General features: G+C 44.6%; 13 protein-coding genes. 2 read left to right on the top strand and 11 right to left on the bottom strand.

Features of this window, described 5'->3' with window-relative positions; all coding sequences use genetic code 11:
* Positions 1–493, top strand: a 493-nt coding sequence (locus ACYVAA_RS06325; protein WP_460539634.1) for a sulfatase family protein, incomplete at its 5' end; no start/stop codon positions are given.
* A gap of 176 nt (positions 494–669) precedes the next feature.
* Here the strand turns inward: ACYVAA_RS06325 and ACYVAA_RS06330 are convergent.
* From ACYVAA_RS06330 to ACYVAA_RS06380, 11 genes are all read right to left on the bottom strand, one after another.
* On the bottom strand, positions 670–1,683 hold the full coding sequence (locus ACYVAA_RS06330; protein WP_460539636.1) for an L-rhamnose-proton symporter family protein: 1,014 nt from the start codon (positions 1,681–1,683) through the stop codon (positions 670–672).
* 32 nt (positions 1,684–1,715) lie between these two features.
* Positions 1,716–2,753: an aldose epimerase family protein gene (locus ACYVAA_RS06335; RefSeq protein WP_460539638.1), complete on the bottom strand. Its 1,038-nt coding sequence runs from the start codon at positions 2,751–2,753 to the stop codon at positions 1,716–1,718.
* 73 nt (positions 2,754–2,826) lie between these two features.
* Positions 2,827–3,954 carry a mandelate racemase/muconate lactonizing enzyme family protein gene (locus ACYVAA_RS06340; RefSeq protein WP_460539640.1) on the bottom strand — a complete coding sequence of 376 codons (1,128 nt, stop codon included), beginning with the start codon at positions 3,952–3,954 and terminating at the stop codon, positions 2,827–2,829.
* A gap of 5 nt (positions 3,955–3,959) precedes the next feature.
* On the bottom strand, positions 3,960–5,405 hold the full coding sequence (aldA, locus tag ACYVAA_RS06345; RefSeq protein WP_460539642.1) for an aldehyde dehydrogenase: 1,446 nt from the start codon (positions 5,403–5,405) through the stop codon (positions 3,960–3,962).
* 30 nt (positions 5,406–5,435) lie between these two features.
* The gene (locus ACYVAA_RS06350) at positions 5,436–6,206 is read right to left on the bottom strand and encodes an SDR family NAD(P)-dependent oxidoreductase (RefSeq protein WP_460539644.1); all 771 of its coding nucleotides are present in this window, start codon (positions 6,204–6,206) and stop codon (positions 5,436–5,438) included.
* Positions 6,207–6,220: 14 nt separating this feature from the next.
* The gene (locus ACYVAA_RS06355; RefSeq protein ID WP_460539646.1) at positions 6,221–7,240 is read right to left on the bottom strand and encodes a zinc-dependent alcohol dehydrogenase; all 1,020 of its coding nucleotides are present in this window, start codon (positions 7,238–7,240) and stop codon (positions 6,221–6,223) included.
* Between the two features lie 93 nt (positions 7,241–7,333).
* Entirely contained in the window at positions 7,334–8,530 is a 1,197-nt protein-coding gene (locus ACYVAA_RS06360) for a glycoside hydrolase family 117 protein (RefSeq protein WP_460539648.1), read from the bottom strand.
* 739 nt (positions 8,531–9,269) lie between these two features.
* The gene (locus tag ACYVAA_RS06365; RefSeq protein ID WP_460539650.1) at positions 9,270–10,643 is read right to left on the bottom strand and encodes a DUF2231 domain-containing protein; all 1,374 of its coding nucleotides are present in this window, start codon (positions 10,641–10,643) and stop codon (positions 9,270–9,272) included.
* 2 nt (positions 10,644–10,645) lie between these two features.
* Complete coding sequence (locus tag ACYVAA_RS06370; RefSeq protein WP_460539652.1) at positions 10,646–11,749, bottom strand: NHL repeat-containing protein; 1,104 nt, start codon at positions 11,747–11,749, stop codon at positions 10,646–10,648.
* 2 nt (positions 11,750–11,751) lie between these two features.
* Positions 11,752–13,245 (bottom strand): DUF1501 domain-containing protein, encoded by a 1,494-nt coding sequence (locus tag ACYVAA_RS06375; RefSeq protein ID WP_460539654.1) that lies wholly within the window; start codon positions 13,243–13,245, stop codon positions 11,752–11,754.
* A 4-nt stretch (positions 13,246–13,249) separates the two neighbouring features.
* On the bottom strand, positions 13,250–16,474 hold the full coding sequence (locus ACYVAA_RS06380) for a DUF1553 domain-containing protein (RefSeq protein WP_460539656.1): 3,225 nt from the start codon (positions 16,472–16,474) through the stop codon (positions 13,250–13,252).
* A 110-nt stretch (positions 16,475–16,584) separates the two neighbouring features.
* Here ACYVAA_RS06380 and ACYVAA_RS06385 point away from each other — a divergent pair, with 110 nt between their 5' ends.
* A complete protein-coding gene (locus ACYVAA_RS06385) occupies positions 16,585–17,448 on the top strand; it encodes a helix-turn-helix domain-containing protein (RefSeq protein WP_460539658.1) in 864 nt (287 codons plus the stop codon).
* The last annotated feature ends 16 nt before the right edge of the window (positions 17,449–17,464 follow it).

Below are 17,464 nucleotides of genomic sequence, written 5' to 3' on the forward strand. Positions count from 1 at the left end.
TGGGCCATTGAGAGGTGGAAAATACAGCTTGTTTGAAGCGGGAACCCGGGTGCCGTTTATGGTGTACTGGAAGGGTAAAATCCAGCCCAAAGTATCCGATGCCCTGGTTTGCCAGGTAGATTTGTTGTCTTCTTTGGCGGAATTGGTGGGCAGTGATCAGCAAGGTCCGGACAGTGAGAAGCTGTTAGATGTCTTCATGGGCAACAGCGATCAGGGGAGAGAGGAGCTGGTCATAGAAGCTACTTCAAGAACAGCGCTGAGAAAGGGTGATTGGATCATGATCCCGCCATACAAAGGACCAAAAGTAGCGGAACAGGTTGATATCGAACTGGGGAATGAAGAAAACTATCAGTTATATGACCTTAAGAATGATATTGGCCAAATGAATAACCAGGCGAAAAACAAGCCGAAAAAATTAGCAGAAATGCTTAAGGCGTATCATGAAATTTACGGTGATGAAAACCGAGAAATTGAGGCCTTGGAATTGAAGTAAGTATAACACCCCATATAATCAACATTAGCTTCAGCCCATTAGCATCCAAATGGGCTGAAGCTTCGTATTTTTTAAGAACAAAATATCCAATCATTTCTCGGATTAACCGGTGCATACCTTTGACCACTTTGATTTGTAATGAGGCTTCATCAGATTTGAAATTAACGGAAAAAAGATCAAATACCGTTGCCAATTCCGATAATGACAATTCCTATCACCATGCAGGCCAAGCCTGCATACAAATAGCCCTTGGCTTTGGGTGAAGCGCCCAACCATTCTTGAGTGATCAGGCCGCTCAAAATGGCCGTAGCTACACAGCTAGTATTGAAAATCGCGTATCCAACGGAATTACCGGCATCACCCAACCTAAATGCAGCATAGGCGAAAATAGCTGAAGCGGCATAATGAAACACGGCCATAATCAAGATCAAGACAAGGTTTTTGGTAAAATGTGGAGTTTTAAAACCTGCCCAAGCTTTTTTCTTACTTAGCTGCCAGATAAAATACAAGGTCATGGCGATTCCACCACAAATAAAGATAGGGAACATCACACACACTGCAGTTATCCAGTCTGCATTCCCCTGACCAATACTGGCCTCGTGCAAATAAGGCCTGCCCACCGCATTGGCATAGCTAAAGCCCGTGGCCAATAAGCCTCCTGCTACAGCAATAAGGATACCAGCACTGATACTTCCTTTGGTTTGGCCCTTTCCCACTTCTTCCTTGCTTTGGTCTTTTTCTCGAAGAATTCCGGCCCTGCCATTGAATATAATCCCCAATAACACCACTACTAATCCTGCCAAAATATAAAGAAGAGCGTTTTGGTCAGGCAGTCCATCCACGGCAAAGGGCAATAGGGAACCAATCAATATGATGGTACCGATAAAAATGGAAAAGCCCAGTGACAAACCGATATGGTTGATGGCCTTGCCCCACATCATCACTCCTGTGCCCCAAAGGAAACTTGCCAAGCCCATTTTTATCCAAATCTCAGCAGGCATCTTTCCAAAAATCTGAGCAAATCCATCTATTAACAGTACTGAAGTAACGATCGGTACCGCAAACATAGTCAATACAAAGAACAGACTCCAGGTATTTTCATACTTAAAGTCCTTGGTAAACTTCTCGGGCAAAGCATAAAGTCCAAGGATCAGTCCGGCACTTACGGCCCATAATATTCCAACTATCATTGTTTTTTTAGGTTATATGGTTGAATCATTTTTCACCAGTCAAGTTTGAAGATGGTTTGACTGTTATAAGTTTCCCCTGCTGGGGCAATGGCCCCGTTTGCCTCAGATAGGTTGGGCCCGTTTGGATAGGGATGGGTTTCACAGCAGAAAGCCCTGAACTTCCCAAATCTATCTCCATTCTCGCGTTCTAGTTTATCCGAAGTATACATCCCCGTGTAAAAGAGCATCCCCGGTTCCGTGGTAGCCACCTTCAATGTCCTTCCTGATGAAGAATGACTGATTGCTGCCCTATATACCGGACTTTGGCTGCTGTCAAACGTAAAATAGTGCTCGAAGCCATTAGGAAGGGATTGCCATACTTTTGCCATACTCACCCCTGAAGTGACGTCAAAAGGAAGGTCATTCACCAAAGCCGATTCCCCTACAGGTACATTGGTCACATCAGGTACCAGAAAGGAAGCCGTATCTATTGCTATCAGGTGATTCCGCAAATCTTCCTTAAACCCTGACAGGTTAAAATAGGTGTGATTGGTAAGGCCCAAAGGGGTATCCTGATCAGGAAGAGCCATGTAGGAAATGACCAGCTCACGCTGATCGGTAAGTTGATAGCTGACTTCTACTTTCACATTTCCTGGATACCCCTCTTCTCCATCTTTTGAAAGTAATGAAAGGACTAACAGATTATTTTCTGAGTCCACTTTTCGCTCTTCCCATACTCTCTTGTCGAAACCTTTGATCCCTCCATGCAAATGATTGCTCCCATCATTAGTAGCAAGCTGGAATTGTTTCCCATTAATGGAAAACTTTCCGTCTTTTATCCTGGAGGAATAGCGGCCTACCGTACTTCCAAAATAAGGGGCGTTGTCGGTGTATTCCTCCGTAAAATAGGAGGCAAAGGAATCAAACCCACAAGCCAGTTCTACCCTCCCTCCTGTTTTATCAGGGATGGAAACCGAGGTAACTGTGGCTCCATAATTCATGATTTTGACTTGCATTCCTTCCTTATTACTTAAGGTATATCGCCACACTTCCTGATCTTCGTAGTGACCAAAAATTTCTTTTTCGATCATTTTTTCTGGGTTTATGTTAAAGAAAAACAACAGCCCTCTGGTCATAGAACCTTCAAGCTGTTGAACCATTAAACTAAATATGTAAGGGCTTCTCCCTTTTAGGAAGGTTTCCCCCAATTTCATGTGGTGTCAGTTTAGTCCAATCAAAGGTCACGCCTGTTCCTGGAACATCTGGTGCTACAGCCAAATGGTCCTCTATGACCAAGGGGTGTGTCGTATATTGATCGATAGGAAAACTGTGCACTTCCAGCCAACCGCTGTTTTCTTGGGCTGAAACCAGGCTTACATGGAGTTCTTGCATTCCATGGGAGCAGACTGGAACACCATATTCCTTGGCCAACCGGGCAGCCTTCAACCAGCCGGTGATGCCGCCGCAATTTGAGGCATCTGGCTGTATGAATCCCAGCTTTGCCTGCTCCATGGCATATTCAAATTCATGAATGGTATGTAGATTTTCTCCCATGGCAAGTGGAACGGTGGTCGCATCGGCGATGATGCCATAGCCTTTATAATCATCAGGAATGGTGGGCTCCTCGAACCAATAAATATTGTACTTCTCGAAAGCTTTTGATGCGGTTATGGCCTTTTCCCGGCTCATGGAGTAATTGGCATCCACCATGAAGGTAATGTCCTCACCAATAAAATCCCGTACAGCTTTGATCCTTTCCAGATCTTCCTCCAGGTTTTCCCTGCCGATTTTAATCTTTACTGCATTAAATCCTTCTTCCAAATAACTTTTCATATTGTCCAGCAATTTGGGGATTGGAAATTGGAGATCTATTCCGCCTCGATAAGCTTTGCATTTATTGTCCACTCCACCTGTCATTTTCCATAAGGCTTGGCCAGATTTCTTTCCCTTGATATCCCAGAGGGCAATGTCGATGGCGGAAATCGCAAAAGAGGCTATTCCCCCTCGACCTACATAATGGATGTGCCATTCCATAAAATCATAAATCATATCGATGTCAGTTCCGTCCTTTCCAATGAGAACCGGAGCGAGGTCATGGTCCACCATGGCCTTAATGGCGTATCCTCCTTTACCTCCAGTATAGGAATAACCAGTCCCCTCGCTTCCATCCTCAAGTGTAATTGTGGTGGTAATCAACTCAAAATGCGTATGGTCACCATGCTTGGCGTCATTCAATACTTCTGGCAATGGAACCAGAAATAATCTGCATGATACATTCTTTATCTTGCTCATAAGCTTTATGGGTTAAATTTCACATAGAAAGTCTTTTTCTCCAGGTATTGCTCAAAGCCATACTTTCCATCTTCACCTCCCGTACCGCTAAGTTTGTAGCCATTGTGAAAGCCCTGATGTTGTTCTCCATGGCCTCGATTGATGTATATTTCACCAAACTCCAGTGCTTCATTACATTTCATAATGGTGTTCATATTATTGGTAAACACCATCGCGGCCAGCCCAAACTCACTATCATTGGCATAGTCCATCACCTGATCAAAATCATTGAACTTAATCACGGGAAGAATAGGGCCAAATGATTCATCGTGAACGATTCCCATATGTTGCTCCACATCGGTAAGGATGGTCGGCTCAAACCAAAACCCCTTTTTATACTGCTTACCTTCTGGTCTTTTTCCGCCATGGAGCAATGTGGCACCTTCTTTTACAGCTTCTGCAACGAGTTTTTCCATATTGGCCAACTCCCTTGCATTTACTTTAGGCCCCATTTCTGAGCTTGGATCCATAGGATCTCCCACCTTGATGGATTTGACCTTTCTCATAAACTTTTCCATGAAGGGTTCATAGATGGCTTCATGGAGATACATCCGTTCATTACAGGTACAGACCTGACCGCAATTATCAAATCTCGAATGCAAAGCTGCATCTACCGCCGTATCGATATCTGCATCATCAAAGACGATGAAAGGAGCCTTGCCTCCCAATTCCAATTGGACATGAATTAAGTTATCAGCTGCTGCTCTGGCAATTTGTTGCCCAACCGGGGTACTGCCTGTCATGGTTACCATTTTGGTTATAGGACTGGCAACCAATGCTCCGCCCATTTCCCTTCCTGGCCCGGTAACAATATTTAGTACTCCGGCAGGAATCCCCACCTTGCTGGCGATATTGCCCAGTTCCAAGGTCGCCAATGGAGTTTCGGTGGTCGGCTTTACCACAATGGTATTCCCCGCCACCAATGCCGGTCCGATCTTTCTACCCGCAAGTGCCAAAGGAAAATTCCAGGCCGTAATGGCGACTACCACTCCACGGGGGATTTTATGGATCCAGATATGTTCATTCTCATTGTCAGAGGACACCAGATCCCCTTCTATTCTTCTGGCCCATTCACAGGCATATTCTATAAAAGAAGCGGTTACATCCACTTCCATTTCTGCCACAGTTATCAGCTTGCCCTGCTCTTTCACCAAAAGTTCGGCAAGCTCCTTTTTCCTTGCTTTTATTTCAGCGGCAAAGGCATACAAATATTCCGCGCGTTTGCGGGCAGGGAGCTTTCTCCATGATTTTTGAGCAGCTTCAGCTGCTTTAAGCGCCTTTTCAGCATCCTTGGCATTGCCATCTTGTACAGTGGCCACGATGGACTCATCGGAAGGGTTAATCACTTTCTCTGTAGCTCCGGAGTCACTATCTACCCATCCTCCGTTGATATATAATTGATAATTTTTCATGGTTTATCGTTTATTGATTATTCTGCGCTTCTATCGCCCCATCCAACCTCCGTCTACCAGCATCACACTGCCGTGCATATAGGCTGCTGCATCAGAACAAAGGAAAACTGTTGGTCCGCCAAAATCAGCGGATTCTCCCCATCTCCCTGCTGGAATTCTGGCTAAAATGGCATTGGCCCTATCGGGGTCATTTCTCAGCGCCTCGGTGTTATCCGTACTGATATAGCCGGGAGCAATCGCATTGACGTTTACCCCTTTTCCGGCCCACTCATTGGCAAAGGCCATGGTCAACTGCCCGATAGCCCCTTTGCTTGCAGCATATCCTGGAACAGTAATACCACCTTGGAAGGTCAACAAAGAGGCCGTAAACACTATTTTACCGGAACCTCTGGCCACCATTTCCTTTCCAAATTCACGGGTAAGGATAAATTGGGCATTTTGGTTTACTTCAATGACCTTGTCCCACATCTCATCGGGGTGCTCCGCTGCGGGCTTTCTCAAAATTGTACCGGCATTATTGATCAGAATATCTACTTGGGAATGTTCAGCTTTGACTTCTTGGATAAAACGATAAAGGTCCTCCCGGTTGGAAAAGTCACATTGGTAGGCTGTAAACTTCCGGCCCAGTGATACCACTTTCCTTTCTATATCACTGTCCTGGAACTCCAGAGAAGCACTTACACCTATAATATCCGCACCTGCTTCTGCCAAGGCAAGTGCCATGGACTTACCAATCCCTCTTTTGCATCCGGTAACCAAAGCGGTTTTGCCCTCCAGTTTAAACTTATTTAATACACTCATGGAAATCCTTTTTTTTACTTATTGATATCAATTAAATATTTCATCCCAGCTGGATTTTGGTCTATTTCATCGAAGACCTCTTGGATTTGTTCCAGCCCGCCCACTTTGGTGATCAATTTTTCAAAAGGAATAGTCCCTGAGGCTGCTATTCTCAAGGCCTCCTCATAATCTTCTTCTTCGTACAGACGGGCTCCCAAAAGCTCTATTTCAGACCAAAAGAACTTGAACAAGTCGATGTTTCGGGTTCCTCCTCCATGGATGGCCACCATAACCACACGGCCACGGACATTCATGACCTCTGTCATAGCAGCTACCCCCGCTTGGGAACCTGAAACTTCAAATGCACAGTCAATCATTTTTTCCTGTGTCAGTTCATTAATCTTTTCTCTCAGGTTTACTTCCATGGGGTTTACCACCTCAAATCCAAGTGCTTTTAACATTGCGATCCGCGTTGCATTGACTTCAGAAACCAACACGTTGGCACCTTTTTCCTTGAGCACATAGGCGATAAGCGTTCCTATCGGCCCTCCTCCTATTACCAATGCATTTTCTCCTTGCCTAATCCGGCCGATTTTTACATCGTGGCAGGCAACAGCTAAGGGCTCTATAAATGCCCCATGTTTCAAGGATAAACCTTCAGGTAACTTATGTAGGGTGTATGCAGGCACTACCCAATTTTGCTGAAAAGCTCCGGCACTGTCTATACCTATAAATTTCAGGTTTTTCCCCACATGCCTGTGGCCTTTGTCAAAAGGATGCTCTGTTCCAAACCGTAAAGGCCTGACCGCCACTTCATCCCCGGGCTTAACATTAGTAACTCCATCCCCTATTGCTGCCACAATAGCCGAAGCCTCATGGCCTATAACCTGGGGAGGCTGGACTCGCTGATCCATCACCCCATGATAAATATGAACGTCTGTACCACAAACACCGCAATACTGTACGGAGAGACGCACTTCGCCTATCCCAGGCTCTTCAACTGGTGATTCTCCAATGGAAAACTTTCCTTTTTCTTGATAATAAGCTGCTTTCATATATCTTAAAATTTCTCTTGTTTGAATTATGGTCCCCCATTTCCATCCAAAGCCGGACATGCTTCTCATCCGAAAGAATGGCGAAAGAAAATGTTATGGATTAAAGGTATTCCTGGCATCAAAGCGCTTGATCACTTGCCAGTCTCCTGTCACATACTCGTGGGTAAGCCCCCATTTTAGGGCTGCTGTAGGTCCTTCGTCAAAATCCATAGACTGGTCTAAGCCCGCTGCTTCCGGCCCCCATTTGATATGCGATTTGATTTCAAAATTGATCCCGTCAGGAGACCACTGGATGGTATTTCTTTCAGGCCCATCGGTAATAATCAGGGCTGCTATGCCTCCATCGTATTTCCAGACACAAAGCTCATGTCCACTATTGGTAATTGGATTGTAAGGGGATTTTACATAGGGACCGGTAAGCTTATCTGAAATAGCGACGCCCCATTTGATTTCACGACCGCCAAATGTCCTCCGCTCACCCATACGCTCTCCTTTGTAGTACAAGTAAAACTTATCCTTATAATGCAATAGCGTGGGATCATGTACTTTATGACTGTCAAAAGATCCCTGCTTTATGACCTTGAAGCGCGTATCTTCTTCACCTAACCATTCCCCGTCGTCACTTGGGGACAAAATGGGTTCCTGAAGTTTTTCAAAAGGACCATCAGGTGAATCCGAAATGGCCATACCTACTTGGTTCTTTACCCTATTTACATAAGGGGCCTTTACTGTTTGATATACCAATACATATTTTCCTTCATGAACCATCACCTGAGGGGTAAAAACGGATCGGTCATCATAAGCGCCAACCTCTCCACGCCCCACTGCCAAGCCCTGCTCGTCCCAAGTCCATCCGTCCTTCGAGGTTGCATACCACACTTCAGATTTATCCCATGGAAATACTTTCTTTTCAGGGTCACCCGTCCCAAATCCATAGGATTTTCCTGTAGTTTTGGTGTAATAGACATAATAGGTGTCATCTACTTTAATGAGATCACTAGGGTCACGACGGGTCACTCCTTCTTCATAGGCAAAATCCCCCTTGAGTTTGGAATCAGTGAACTCAATGAACCACTCAGGCCCTTGGGCGTAATTTCTTTCTAGCGCACGCTTAGAAGCAGCACTTAACTTATTGGTCTTGGGGATTGCCAAAAAATCATATACTGAATCCGGGTATTGCTGATTGGAAGGAGATTCATCCTTGAGCCCCTGGGTAGAAGGGGCCTGAGAACAAGCCGCCATTAGAGCTGTCAGTACTGTAATGGACAAAACGGTTTTTACGCTGAACATATTTTTTAAGGTTATTTTATTGAGCTTATCTTTTACCTCACTTGAAATGTTGAACATTTAAAGCAAATGAACATCACTTGAAATGATTGGGGAAGCAAGTCTCTTTGCTTGCCAAAAACTTGAATTAAAGCTCGATTTTTATGCTCCCTTTTCCATAAAAATGTACTAGACAAAAACTGGATAAAAGGCCTAATCGCTTAAATTTCACTTTATTTCAACTGACAGATGTGATAAAAAAAATCGTTGGAGACATTACCCCTAAATTATCCCTTCTTGTTTCCATGAATTAATTTCAGCGCAAAAACATGGGTGATAAAAAGTAAAACATTTGTTGACACTGAAATTTATGGATTCAGTTGTTGGAGAGGATATAAAAAAGTAATCCCCGGCATCTACAAATGAATACCGGGGATTATTAGTTACCTGCAGTTACTAATTAAATATCCTCAAAGCGAGAAATTAATATTTTCTTAAATATAAAGGAGTTGAATAACAGAATCCCGTTTCTACACAAATTGATAGACTATTAACAATCGGTATATTATTTCGACTATTAATGGTAGGCTCAGATAAGGATTTATGTGAGTCGGGTTCTGGTAGTTTGCCTGCGATAGGATAACCAGTCCCAACCCAATACACTGTCCCTGACAAAAGTCTTGGCCCGATCACTGTCGCGGATCTTTTAAATCCTGATTACAGTCCACCCAGGTGATTTAATACAACAAATAAGCTCAACCAATCAACTCGATGCCCCACCAATTAAGTTTAGATGAGGATGTTGATTGCTGAGCTCCTTTATTTCCGCCTCGGACACCTTGGTATTCCAAAGGTAAATTTTCAAGGGACTGGTCCTTGCTGTAAATGCTGTTAATGCTTCTTTGGAAACAGAAGTGCCGTGGGCATTGATTACCTCCAGGTGTTGTAAAGTTCCCATTTGCTTTATCTCTTCATCCCCCACATTGGAGTTTCTTATATCCAGGCGGATCAGGTTCTTCATTTTGCCCATTACCTCAAAAGATTCAGCTGCTATTTTGGTATTCCCTAAGTCCGCATAAACGATATTGGACAAAACAGGCTCCAAACTGGCGGCAAGCTCCGGAGTAAAGGTGTCTTGCTGCAGACTTATTTCTAACAAACTGCTTTCCGGACTGAGCCTTGAAATATTGATCCCTTGCTCCCTTATTCCGGTCAAAATCTCTTCTGAAACCGAAGCTGGCTTCAGCTTCTCTATAAATGGTTTTGGACTGGCATCTAGACCATAATCCCGGTCGAGAATTGTCAACAGTTCATCGGAAAGCTTACCCGATGAAAATTGAACGGAATCCGTTGCTCCTTGACTTATCCACCACTTTATCAGTTCTACTTCCCCATAAGACAAGGCCTTACCCTGTGGGGGCATAAACTTCTCACTGGTAGAAGGCAAAGTCACCCGGTGAACCAGCTCACCCTGCAAAGGATTGGTACCGCCCAATAAATTACCACTCTCTCCCCCTATTTGTATTTTTTCCAGACTGCTTAAATCAAGCCCTCCCTTTGCCTTGGAGGGGTTATGACAGCTTGCACATTTTTCCTCTAAAACAGGCTGAATGATATGTTGGAAAACCATGACCGAATCTACATTTTCAGGGATGGCAACTTGCTTGTCTTTTGCTTCCATGCCAGCCAGATACTTCACGACAGGAGGAGCATGTACCAACAAGTAATCGCTGCCATGGGTAAGGTTACCGCCAAGATGTCCAGTAAATGAAACCACTATAAAAGACAAAATGATCAGGCTATAGGCCAAAACAGGCCTTTTTTTGTCCCACATTTTGGTTTTTACCAAGTATATTGCCAAAGTAAGTACTACCAAGCCAATCCCCATCCACTTATGCCAGGCCAATGCCTGTGCATCATAGCCGCCCCCTTTAGCCAGCAGAAGTCCTACTATGGCACTCATCAAAGCGCCTAATGCACCGGCCAGATAGGACCAAGCAGTCACTTTCCTAATTTCCGGACTTTCTTTTTTGCGGATGAAACTGATCAGTTCCAATATTAAACCGAACAGCAGAAAACCAATAGGCAAATGAACGACCAGAGGATGAAACCTTCCGATAAATTGTGACCAATCCATATTTAAATCCTTTCCAGTTTTATAGGTGGTGTATGGTGGGCATTCCATTGACAGACGTATAGGTTTTTGTCTTCATCCACGCAAACATCATGACCATGATTAAATAAGGGAAGTTCCGCTCGGTACATTTGCTGAAGCTCACCATTGATATATTCAGGAGCTGTTCCACCGGGGTTGGAGACTACCTTTTCTCCTTCCATCACAGTTACAAAACCGGTATCCCTCACCCATCCTTTATTTTCATCCTTGGTTTTACTCCAGCACACGCCCGCATACAGATTATTATCATCAAAAACAGGTCGACAAACGTATAAGCCCGGCAGGTTTATGGTTTTTACGTACTTTCCTTCTAGGGTAAAATACTTAAAACTGTTTTCGGTCCTTGAAGTACACACCAACAGTGGCTCGCTCCCCCTATAATCAACTGCCACCCCATGGGCATTCTGCAGGTTAAGATTGGCATCCTCATTATTGTGTCCCCCAAAATGGCGAATGTACTGGCCATTGGCATCATACTGAATGATATAATCCGAGCCATAGCCATCTGCAACGTAAATGTCGCCATTGGGGCCTATGGCCACCTCAGTGGGCATAAAAAACATGTCTTTCTTGTACACTCCGATCGTGTGGGGATCCGGAAGGTGAAATATCAAGCGACCATTGATATCGGTTTTGGAAACAAAACCTGCCTGGCGTTGCATTTTTCCTTGCCGGTCCATAAACCAACCGCAATCCGAAATAAACAACACATCTTCCCCGCCTTCATTGTGCAGGGTCAATCCATGACCGCCAGGATATTGGGTGCCCCAATAATCGAGAAGTTTACCTGACTTATCAAAAACCAGTATATTATTGTCCGTATGATCACCGATCATCAGCAACCTCCCCTTACTGTCCATGACCATCTCATGACAGTTTAGAATGGAGGTGTCTGCCATGCCGATTTTCGCCCAATCCTTATGTACTCTGTAGCGATAATCTCCGTGACCGACGACAGTGTCTTCCTTTATCTTTTTATTCCCTAAACTAAAGCCCCAGCTGGGAGCCAACGTAGCTGCCCCCATGGCCAGAGCGGTATTTCCTATAAATTTTCTTCTTGAGTTCATTATTATGTCAGTATATCTTTAACAACGTGCCCGCCCACATCCGTGAGCCTAAATCTTCTCCCCTGATGTTTAAAGGTCAACTTCTCGTGGTCAACCCCCATTAAGTGCAAAAGTGTGGCGTGGAAATCATGTACATGCACAGGGTTTTCTGTGATGTTATAACTAAAATCATCCGTAGCGCCATAAGTGAAACCAGGTTTTACCCCTGCTCCAGCCATCCACATGGTAAAGCACCTTGGGTGGTGGTCTCTTCCGTAATTGTCCGGAGTGAGTTTACCCTGGGAATAAACCGTACGGCCAAATTCTCCTCCCCAGATGACCAAAGTATCTTCAAGCATTCCGCGCTGTTTGAGGTCCTTGATAAGGGCTGCTGTTGCTTGGTCGGTATTTTTGCACTGATTCCGGATTCCTCCCGGCAAATAATTGTGCTGGTCCCATCCTCTGTGGTATAACTGCACGAACTTCACCCCTTTTTCCAATAGCCTTCTGGCCATCAGACAATTGGCTGCATAAGTGCCTGAATCCCTGCTGTCCTTACCATACATGTCAAATATTTCATCTGGTTCCTCGGACATGTCAGTGATTTCAGGAACGGAGGTTTGCATCCGGTAGGACATCTCGTACTGTGCGATGCGTCCCAAAATCTCATCATCCCCATAGCTGCTGTGTTGGATTTCATTCAGCTGTTTGAGGTATCGGAGCATTTCAGCCCTATCTTGCCCATCATAATTTTCAGGGTTGTTCAAAAACAATACAGGATCCTTTCCAGAGCGAAACTGAACCCCTTGGTGCTGGGTGGGCAAAAATCCGTTGCCCCATAACCTGGAATAGATCGGCTGTCCGCCGGCATTTTTGGAATTGAGAACAATAAACGTCGGCAGGTTTTCATTTGAGGAGCCTAATCCATAGCTGACCCATGAACCGATCGAAGGTCTTCCGGGAAGCTGATGCCCCGTTTGAAAAAAGGTAATCGCAGGATCATGGTTGATCTGCTCGGTATGCATTGACTTGATAAAACACAGATCATCCACTACCTGGGCCGTGTGGGGCATCAGCTCGCTTACCCAAGCCCTACTTTCCCCGTATTGATCAAATTTATAGGCACTTGGAGCAATCGGCAAGGACGATTGCTGGGCACTCATTCCTGTCAATCTTTGCTCTCCTCGGACACTTCCGGGAAGTTCTTTCCCAAACATATCCTGCAAGGCAGGTTTATAATCAAATGTCTCAAATTGAGATGGGCCCCCGCTCTGGAAAAGATAAACCACTCTCTTAGCCTTCGGGGCAAAATGGGGCAGGTCAGGAAGTCCTCCTTTTCCCACAGGCACCACCCCGGAGTTGTTTGCAAACAATTTGTCTGCACTGAACAAACTTCCCAAAGCAATGGCGCCCAGGCCCAAGGAGGTCTTGGTTAAAAACTGCCTTCTATCTATCTTTTTTTCTTCTTGCTGCAATTCCTTGTCAGCGGATCGAATAATATCGTGATGGTGACACATAAGGTTATCTTTTTGTTATTGCTGCGTCTGAATTAATTATTACACTTGCTACCACGGCATTGGCTGCCACTTCTGCCTTATCCAACGCTTTATCCACCTGATATTCGCCGGCCGACAGCCATCCTATTGTCTTCTCAGGATGGTTTTTGAATTTCTGGTATTCTTTTTCCCTGAGTTCTAGGAGCAGTTTTATCTCATCCTCTTTTGGGTACCTGCCCGCCAGCTTCATAAAGCTTTGGCTGATGCCGGTATTTAGGTCTTCGGACCTGGCAATATCCTCACCGATTTTTTTTGAAGCTTCCACAAAAGTGGGATCATTGAGCAGCACCAATGCCTGTAAGGGGGTATTGGTTTTTTGCCTACGTACGGTACATTCACTTCTTTCGGGTTGGTCAAAAGTTGACTGCGTTGGATTCGGAACAGTTCTCTTCCATAGGGTGTATAAAGATCGTCTATATAGTTTATCTCCGGAATCCTGCACATATTCCCCTCCGTTCATCTTCCAAAGGCCTTCGGGCTGATAAGGTTTCACACTTGGCCCCCCTACTTTATTGACCAATAATCCACTAGAAGCCAAGGCATTGTCCCGGATCATTTCACTGGACAACCTTGACTTTGGCCCACGCGCCAGATAAGTATTATCAGGATCATTCTTAAGCTCCTTTTCAGGAGCCAAGGAACTTTGCCGGTAAGCAGCCGACATCACGATCATTTTATGGAGTGCTTTTACGTCCCATCCACTTTCACGAAATGTTACGGCCAAATAGTCGAGCAATTTAGGATGGGAAGGCAATTCCCCCTGGTTACCGAAATCCTCGCTGGTCTTTACAATTCCCCTTCCAAAGAAGTTTTGCCAATAGCGGTTTACCGCAACCCTTGCCGTCAAGGGATGGTCGGGGTGAAAAAGCCATTTGGCCAGTCCTAAGCGATTTTTAGGATAGTCTTCCGGCATCGGCAAGATGGTAGAAGGTACATTGGGGCTGACTTCTTCTCCATGCTCACTGTAAAGCCCCCTTTCCAGCAGATAAGATTTTCGCTTGTTTTCCATCTCCTTCATGATCATCACCTCTGGGATTTTTTCGGTGCTGTCCACTAAGGCCGTTCTGGTGTGGATAATCTCCTGCTCAGCCTGATGATAGGGCTTGTAATACCTGGAAATATAATGTTCTATCAGTAGTTCCCGTTGCTCTTTGGTCAGAGAAGGTGCCCCTTCGGTCAACCAAGCAGGCAGGCTTCCTTTTGCCCAGGCATGGACTTCCAGGCCGGTAAGTTGCTTACTATAAACTTTGATATCCTCGACCAGGGCATTTTTGATACCGAAACCTCTCCACCTTCCTCCTATTTTAAGCCCAGGTTCAATCGGGGATTTATAAATCTGATCTTCATAATTTCCAAAAATAATATCTTTATAAAGGTTGTCGTTGACCAGTTTCATCTGCAGCTCCTCACCGTTGAGGTAAAGTCTTAGGCCATCGGCCTTACTGGATCCGTCATAGGTCATGGCGAGGTGGATCCATTCATTTCGGGGGATTTCCTCTAGGCTATGTTTTTCTATCGCATTGTCCGGCCATGTATGGGCCAGTAAAAGTTCAAGCTTTCCTTCCCTGTAATAAAGGTGATACCCTTTGTAGCTATGTAGACGCGCCCCATTGTTTTTATGAAATATGACCCCCTCCTTTAGGGAATCAGGCAAGTGCACCCATAAACCTATGCTGAAAGGATCGTTTCTTTTATAGATCCCCACCGGTTTGGTATCCAGCCAGGCATCACCGTCGATTTTAAGTGCTTTTCCGGTCCGGCCATCAACAAAGTTGGCCTGTTCGCCCTTGGTGGCATTTCTGTCCATTTTTCCGGACTTACCGCTAACACTGTTTACCAGTGAGCCATCAAGGGATATATTGGCTGCCAATCCGGCCCCTAGATCCAATGGTATTTTATTAAACCCCTTATCAGCAATCCATTTTGCGGCCTCCTTTTCACCTGTAGATCTTGCTGACTGCAATTTGGTTTCCTGTTTCTTTTCCAGGTTTTTGAGGTAAGTGATTACCTTTTCCTGCTTTTCAGTGGGCCAGAGCATAGTGGGAACAGGCATATCACCAGAATCCCATGATATCTGCCCTGTTTCATTCAGGTTATTGAAATAAGCATAAAACTCATAAAATTCCTTTTGGGAAATGGGATCGTATTTATGGTCATGGCAACGGGCACAGGCCATGGTCATGGCCATCGCACCTTGTCCCAAAACCGATGCCCTGTCCGCTACATATTCCACCCGGAATTCCTCATCGACGATCCCCCCTTCCATATTTTGCGGGTGAAGCCGGTTAAAGCCTGTAGCCAACAGCATTTCCTTGGTGGGGTTGGGATAAAGATCCCCTGCTATTTGCCAGCTCAAAAACTGGTCATAAGGCATGTTTTCGTTAAAAGAATTGATCACCCATGTTCTCCATGGGCTCATGTCCCGATAACGGTCTACCTGGTATCCGTGGGTATCGGCATACCTGGCCACATCCATCCAGTCCATGGTCATTTTCTCACCGTAATGCTCAGATGCCAACAACCGGTCCACCTGTTTTTCATATGCATTGACGGATTTATCTTGTTCAAATACTTTTATTTCTTCGGGAGTAGGCGGTAAACCTGTAAGATCCAGTGATAGCCTTCTTAATAATAAGGAGCGCTGTTCTTCATTTTTAGGCCGGAGCGACTTCTCTTCCAGTTTTGTTGCCACAAAATAATCAATCTCATTTTTCGCCCATTCTTTGTTTTCAATCTCAGGTACAAGGGACTTTTTGGGTTTAGTAAATGCCCAATGGGGTTCATATTTTGCGCCCTGTTTAATCCACTTTATTAAAATGGCCTTTTCCCTATCTGATAATTTTAAATTGGACTCTGGGCTTGGCATTACCACCTCGGGATCATGTGATACAATTCGCCTGACCAGCTCACTTTTGCCGGGCTTTCCTGGAACAATGGCTTTGTTTCCTGAATCTCCTACGCCATAGGCTGTTTCTTCCTGGTGGAGCTGTAGCCCCGCTTTGATCTTGCCTTTATCCGGGCCGTGACAGGCATAGCACTTATCGGAAAGGATGGGCTTTACATCCGCATTGAAATCAAGTTGCTCAGGCAGATCATTGTACACTTCCACTATTTCTTCGGGAACAGGGTCAGAACAGGACCAAAATATTATTCCACCAATTAAAACAATTGTACGAAACACGATTCTCATATTAGGGTTTTATTGCTTTTTTTTATATGTTCAAAGATTATAAAAAGATAATATCTTACCTTATTTAAAACCGCCAATTTATTATACATTTCCGTTGTTCTCAGTAAATCATGCTTAATAATGTTCAATTGAACTTGCTCAATGCAGGAAAAGCCCGGTTGGATAAACGATGGGATTTTGATAATGTCATCAGCCCTTTTTACCGTCTTTATTTAGTAACGGAAGGATCCGGTCTCGTTCATCACTCGGGCACAGACTACCTGCTTAAGCCCGGCTATCTTTACCTCATACCAAGTTTCACTTATAGTCGTTACATTTGTCCTGATTTCCAAATCCAATACTATTTGGGAGTCATGGAAGAATTTGGTGAAGCGGGCTCCATATTTGACCATTATCATTTCACTTTTGAGGTCAAGGCACATGAAATCGACATCCACCATTTTAACCGCATCATTTCTATTAATCCGAACAGGGAATTGATCAATGATGACCCCAAAGCCTATGATAATTTCCCGACCCTGGAGACCTTCAAAAAGAAAAACCTGCAACTTACCCCTTCTGCTTTTTTAGAGACCCAAAGTTTGTTGGGGCTTTTACTTTCAAGGTTTATCCTAAAAGCCAAAATCACTTCACCAAAGAGCATCAGTGAAAATAAGATTCATGAATCGATCAAATTTATCAGACAGCACCTGCATCAGGATCTTACCGTAAAAATGGTTGCTGACACCGTAAACATGAGTGTCGATTATTATTCCAGTCTATTTAAGAAGACCTTCGGATTGCGACCGTTGAAATATATACAAACCCGTAAGGTAGAGCGGGCCCAATTATTACTGGCCAGTACCAACGACTCTTTGGAAGAAATAGCTGCTAAAATAGGACTGGATTATGTCAGTTATTTTTCACGGCTCTTTAAAGAACAGACTGGAAAAACGCCCGGAGAGTACAGAAAAGACCTGTGGCGAAAACAATGAATTCCCTACTGGTCGT

It is taken from the genome of Echinicola sediminis (assembly GCF_054777495.1).

What these genes read in the sequence shown, in the direction of transcription:
- aldA (WP_460539642.1), bottom strand. Translation starts at nt 5,405, where the DNA reads ATGAAAAATTATCAATTATATATCAACGGAGGATGGGTAGATAGTGAC.
- ACYVAA_RS06380 (WP_460539656.1), bottom strand. Translation starts at nt 16,474, where the DNA reads ATGAGAATCGTGTTTCGTACAATTGTTTTAATTGGTGGAATAATATTT.
- ACYVAA_RS06365 (WP_460539650.1), bottom strand. Translation starts at nt 10,643, where the DNA reads ATGGATTGGTCACAATTTATCGGAAGGTTTCATCCTCTGGTCGTTCAT.
- ACYVAA_RS06375 (WP_460539654.1), bottom strand. Translation starts at nt 13,245, where the DNA reads ATGTGTCACCATCACGATATTATTCGATCCGCTGACAAGGAATTGCAG.
- ACYVAA_RS06340 (WP_460539640.1), bottom strand. Translation starts at nt 3,954, where the DNA reads ATGAGCAAGATAAAGAATGTATCATGCAGATTATTTCTGGTTCCATTG.
- ACYVAA_RS06355 (WP_460539646.1), bottom strand. Translation starts at nt 7,240, where the DNA reads ATGAAAGCAGCTTATTATCAAGAAAAAGGAAAGTTTTCCATTGGAGAA.
- ACYVAA_RS06370 (WP_460539652.1), bottom strand. Translation starts at nt 11,749, where the DNA reads ATGAACTCAAGAAGAAAATTTATAGGAAATACCGCTCTGGCCATGGGG.
- ACYVAA_RS06330 (WP_460539636.1), bottom strand. Translation starts at nt 1,683, where the DNA reads ATGATAGTTGGAATATTATGGGCCGTAAGTGCCGGACTGATCCTTGGA.
- ACYVAA_RS06385 (WP_460539658.1), top strand. Translation starts at nt 16,585, where the DNA reads ATGCTTAATAATGTTCAATTGAACTTGCTCAATGCAGGAAAAGCCCGG.
- ACYVAA_RS06350 (WP_460539644.1), bottom strand. Translation starts at nt 6,206, where the DNA reads ATGAGTGTATTAAATAAGTTTAAACTGGAGGGCAAAACCGCTTTGGTT.
- ACYVAA_RS06360 (WP_460539648.1), bottom strand. Translation starts at nt 8,530, where the DNA reads ATGTTCAGCGTAAAAACCGTTTTGTCCATTACAGTACTGACAGCTCTA.
- ACYVAA_RS06335 (WP_460539638.1), bottom strand. Translation starts at nt 2,753, where the DNA reads ATGATCGAAAAAGAAATTTTTGGTCACTACGAAGATCAGGAAGTGTGG.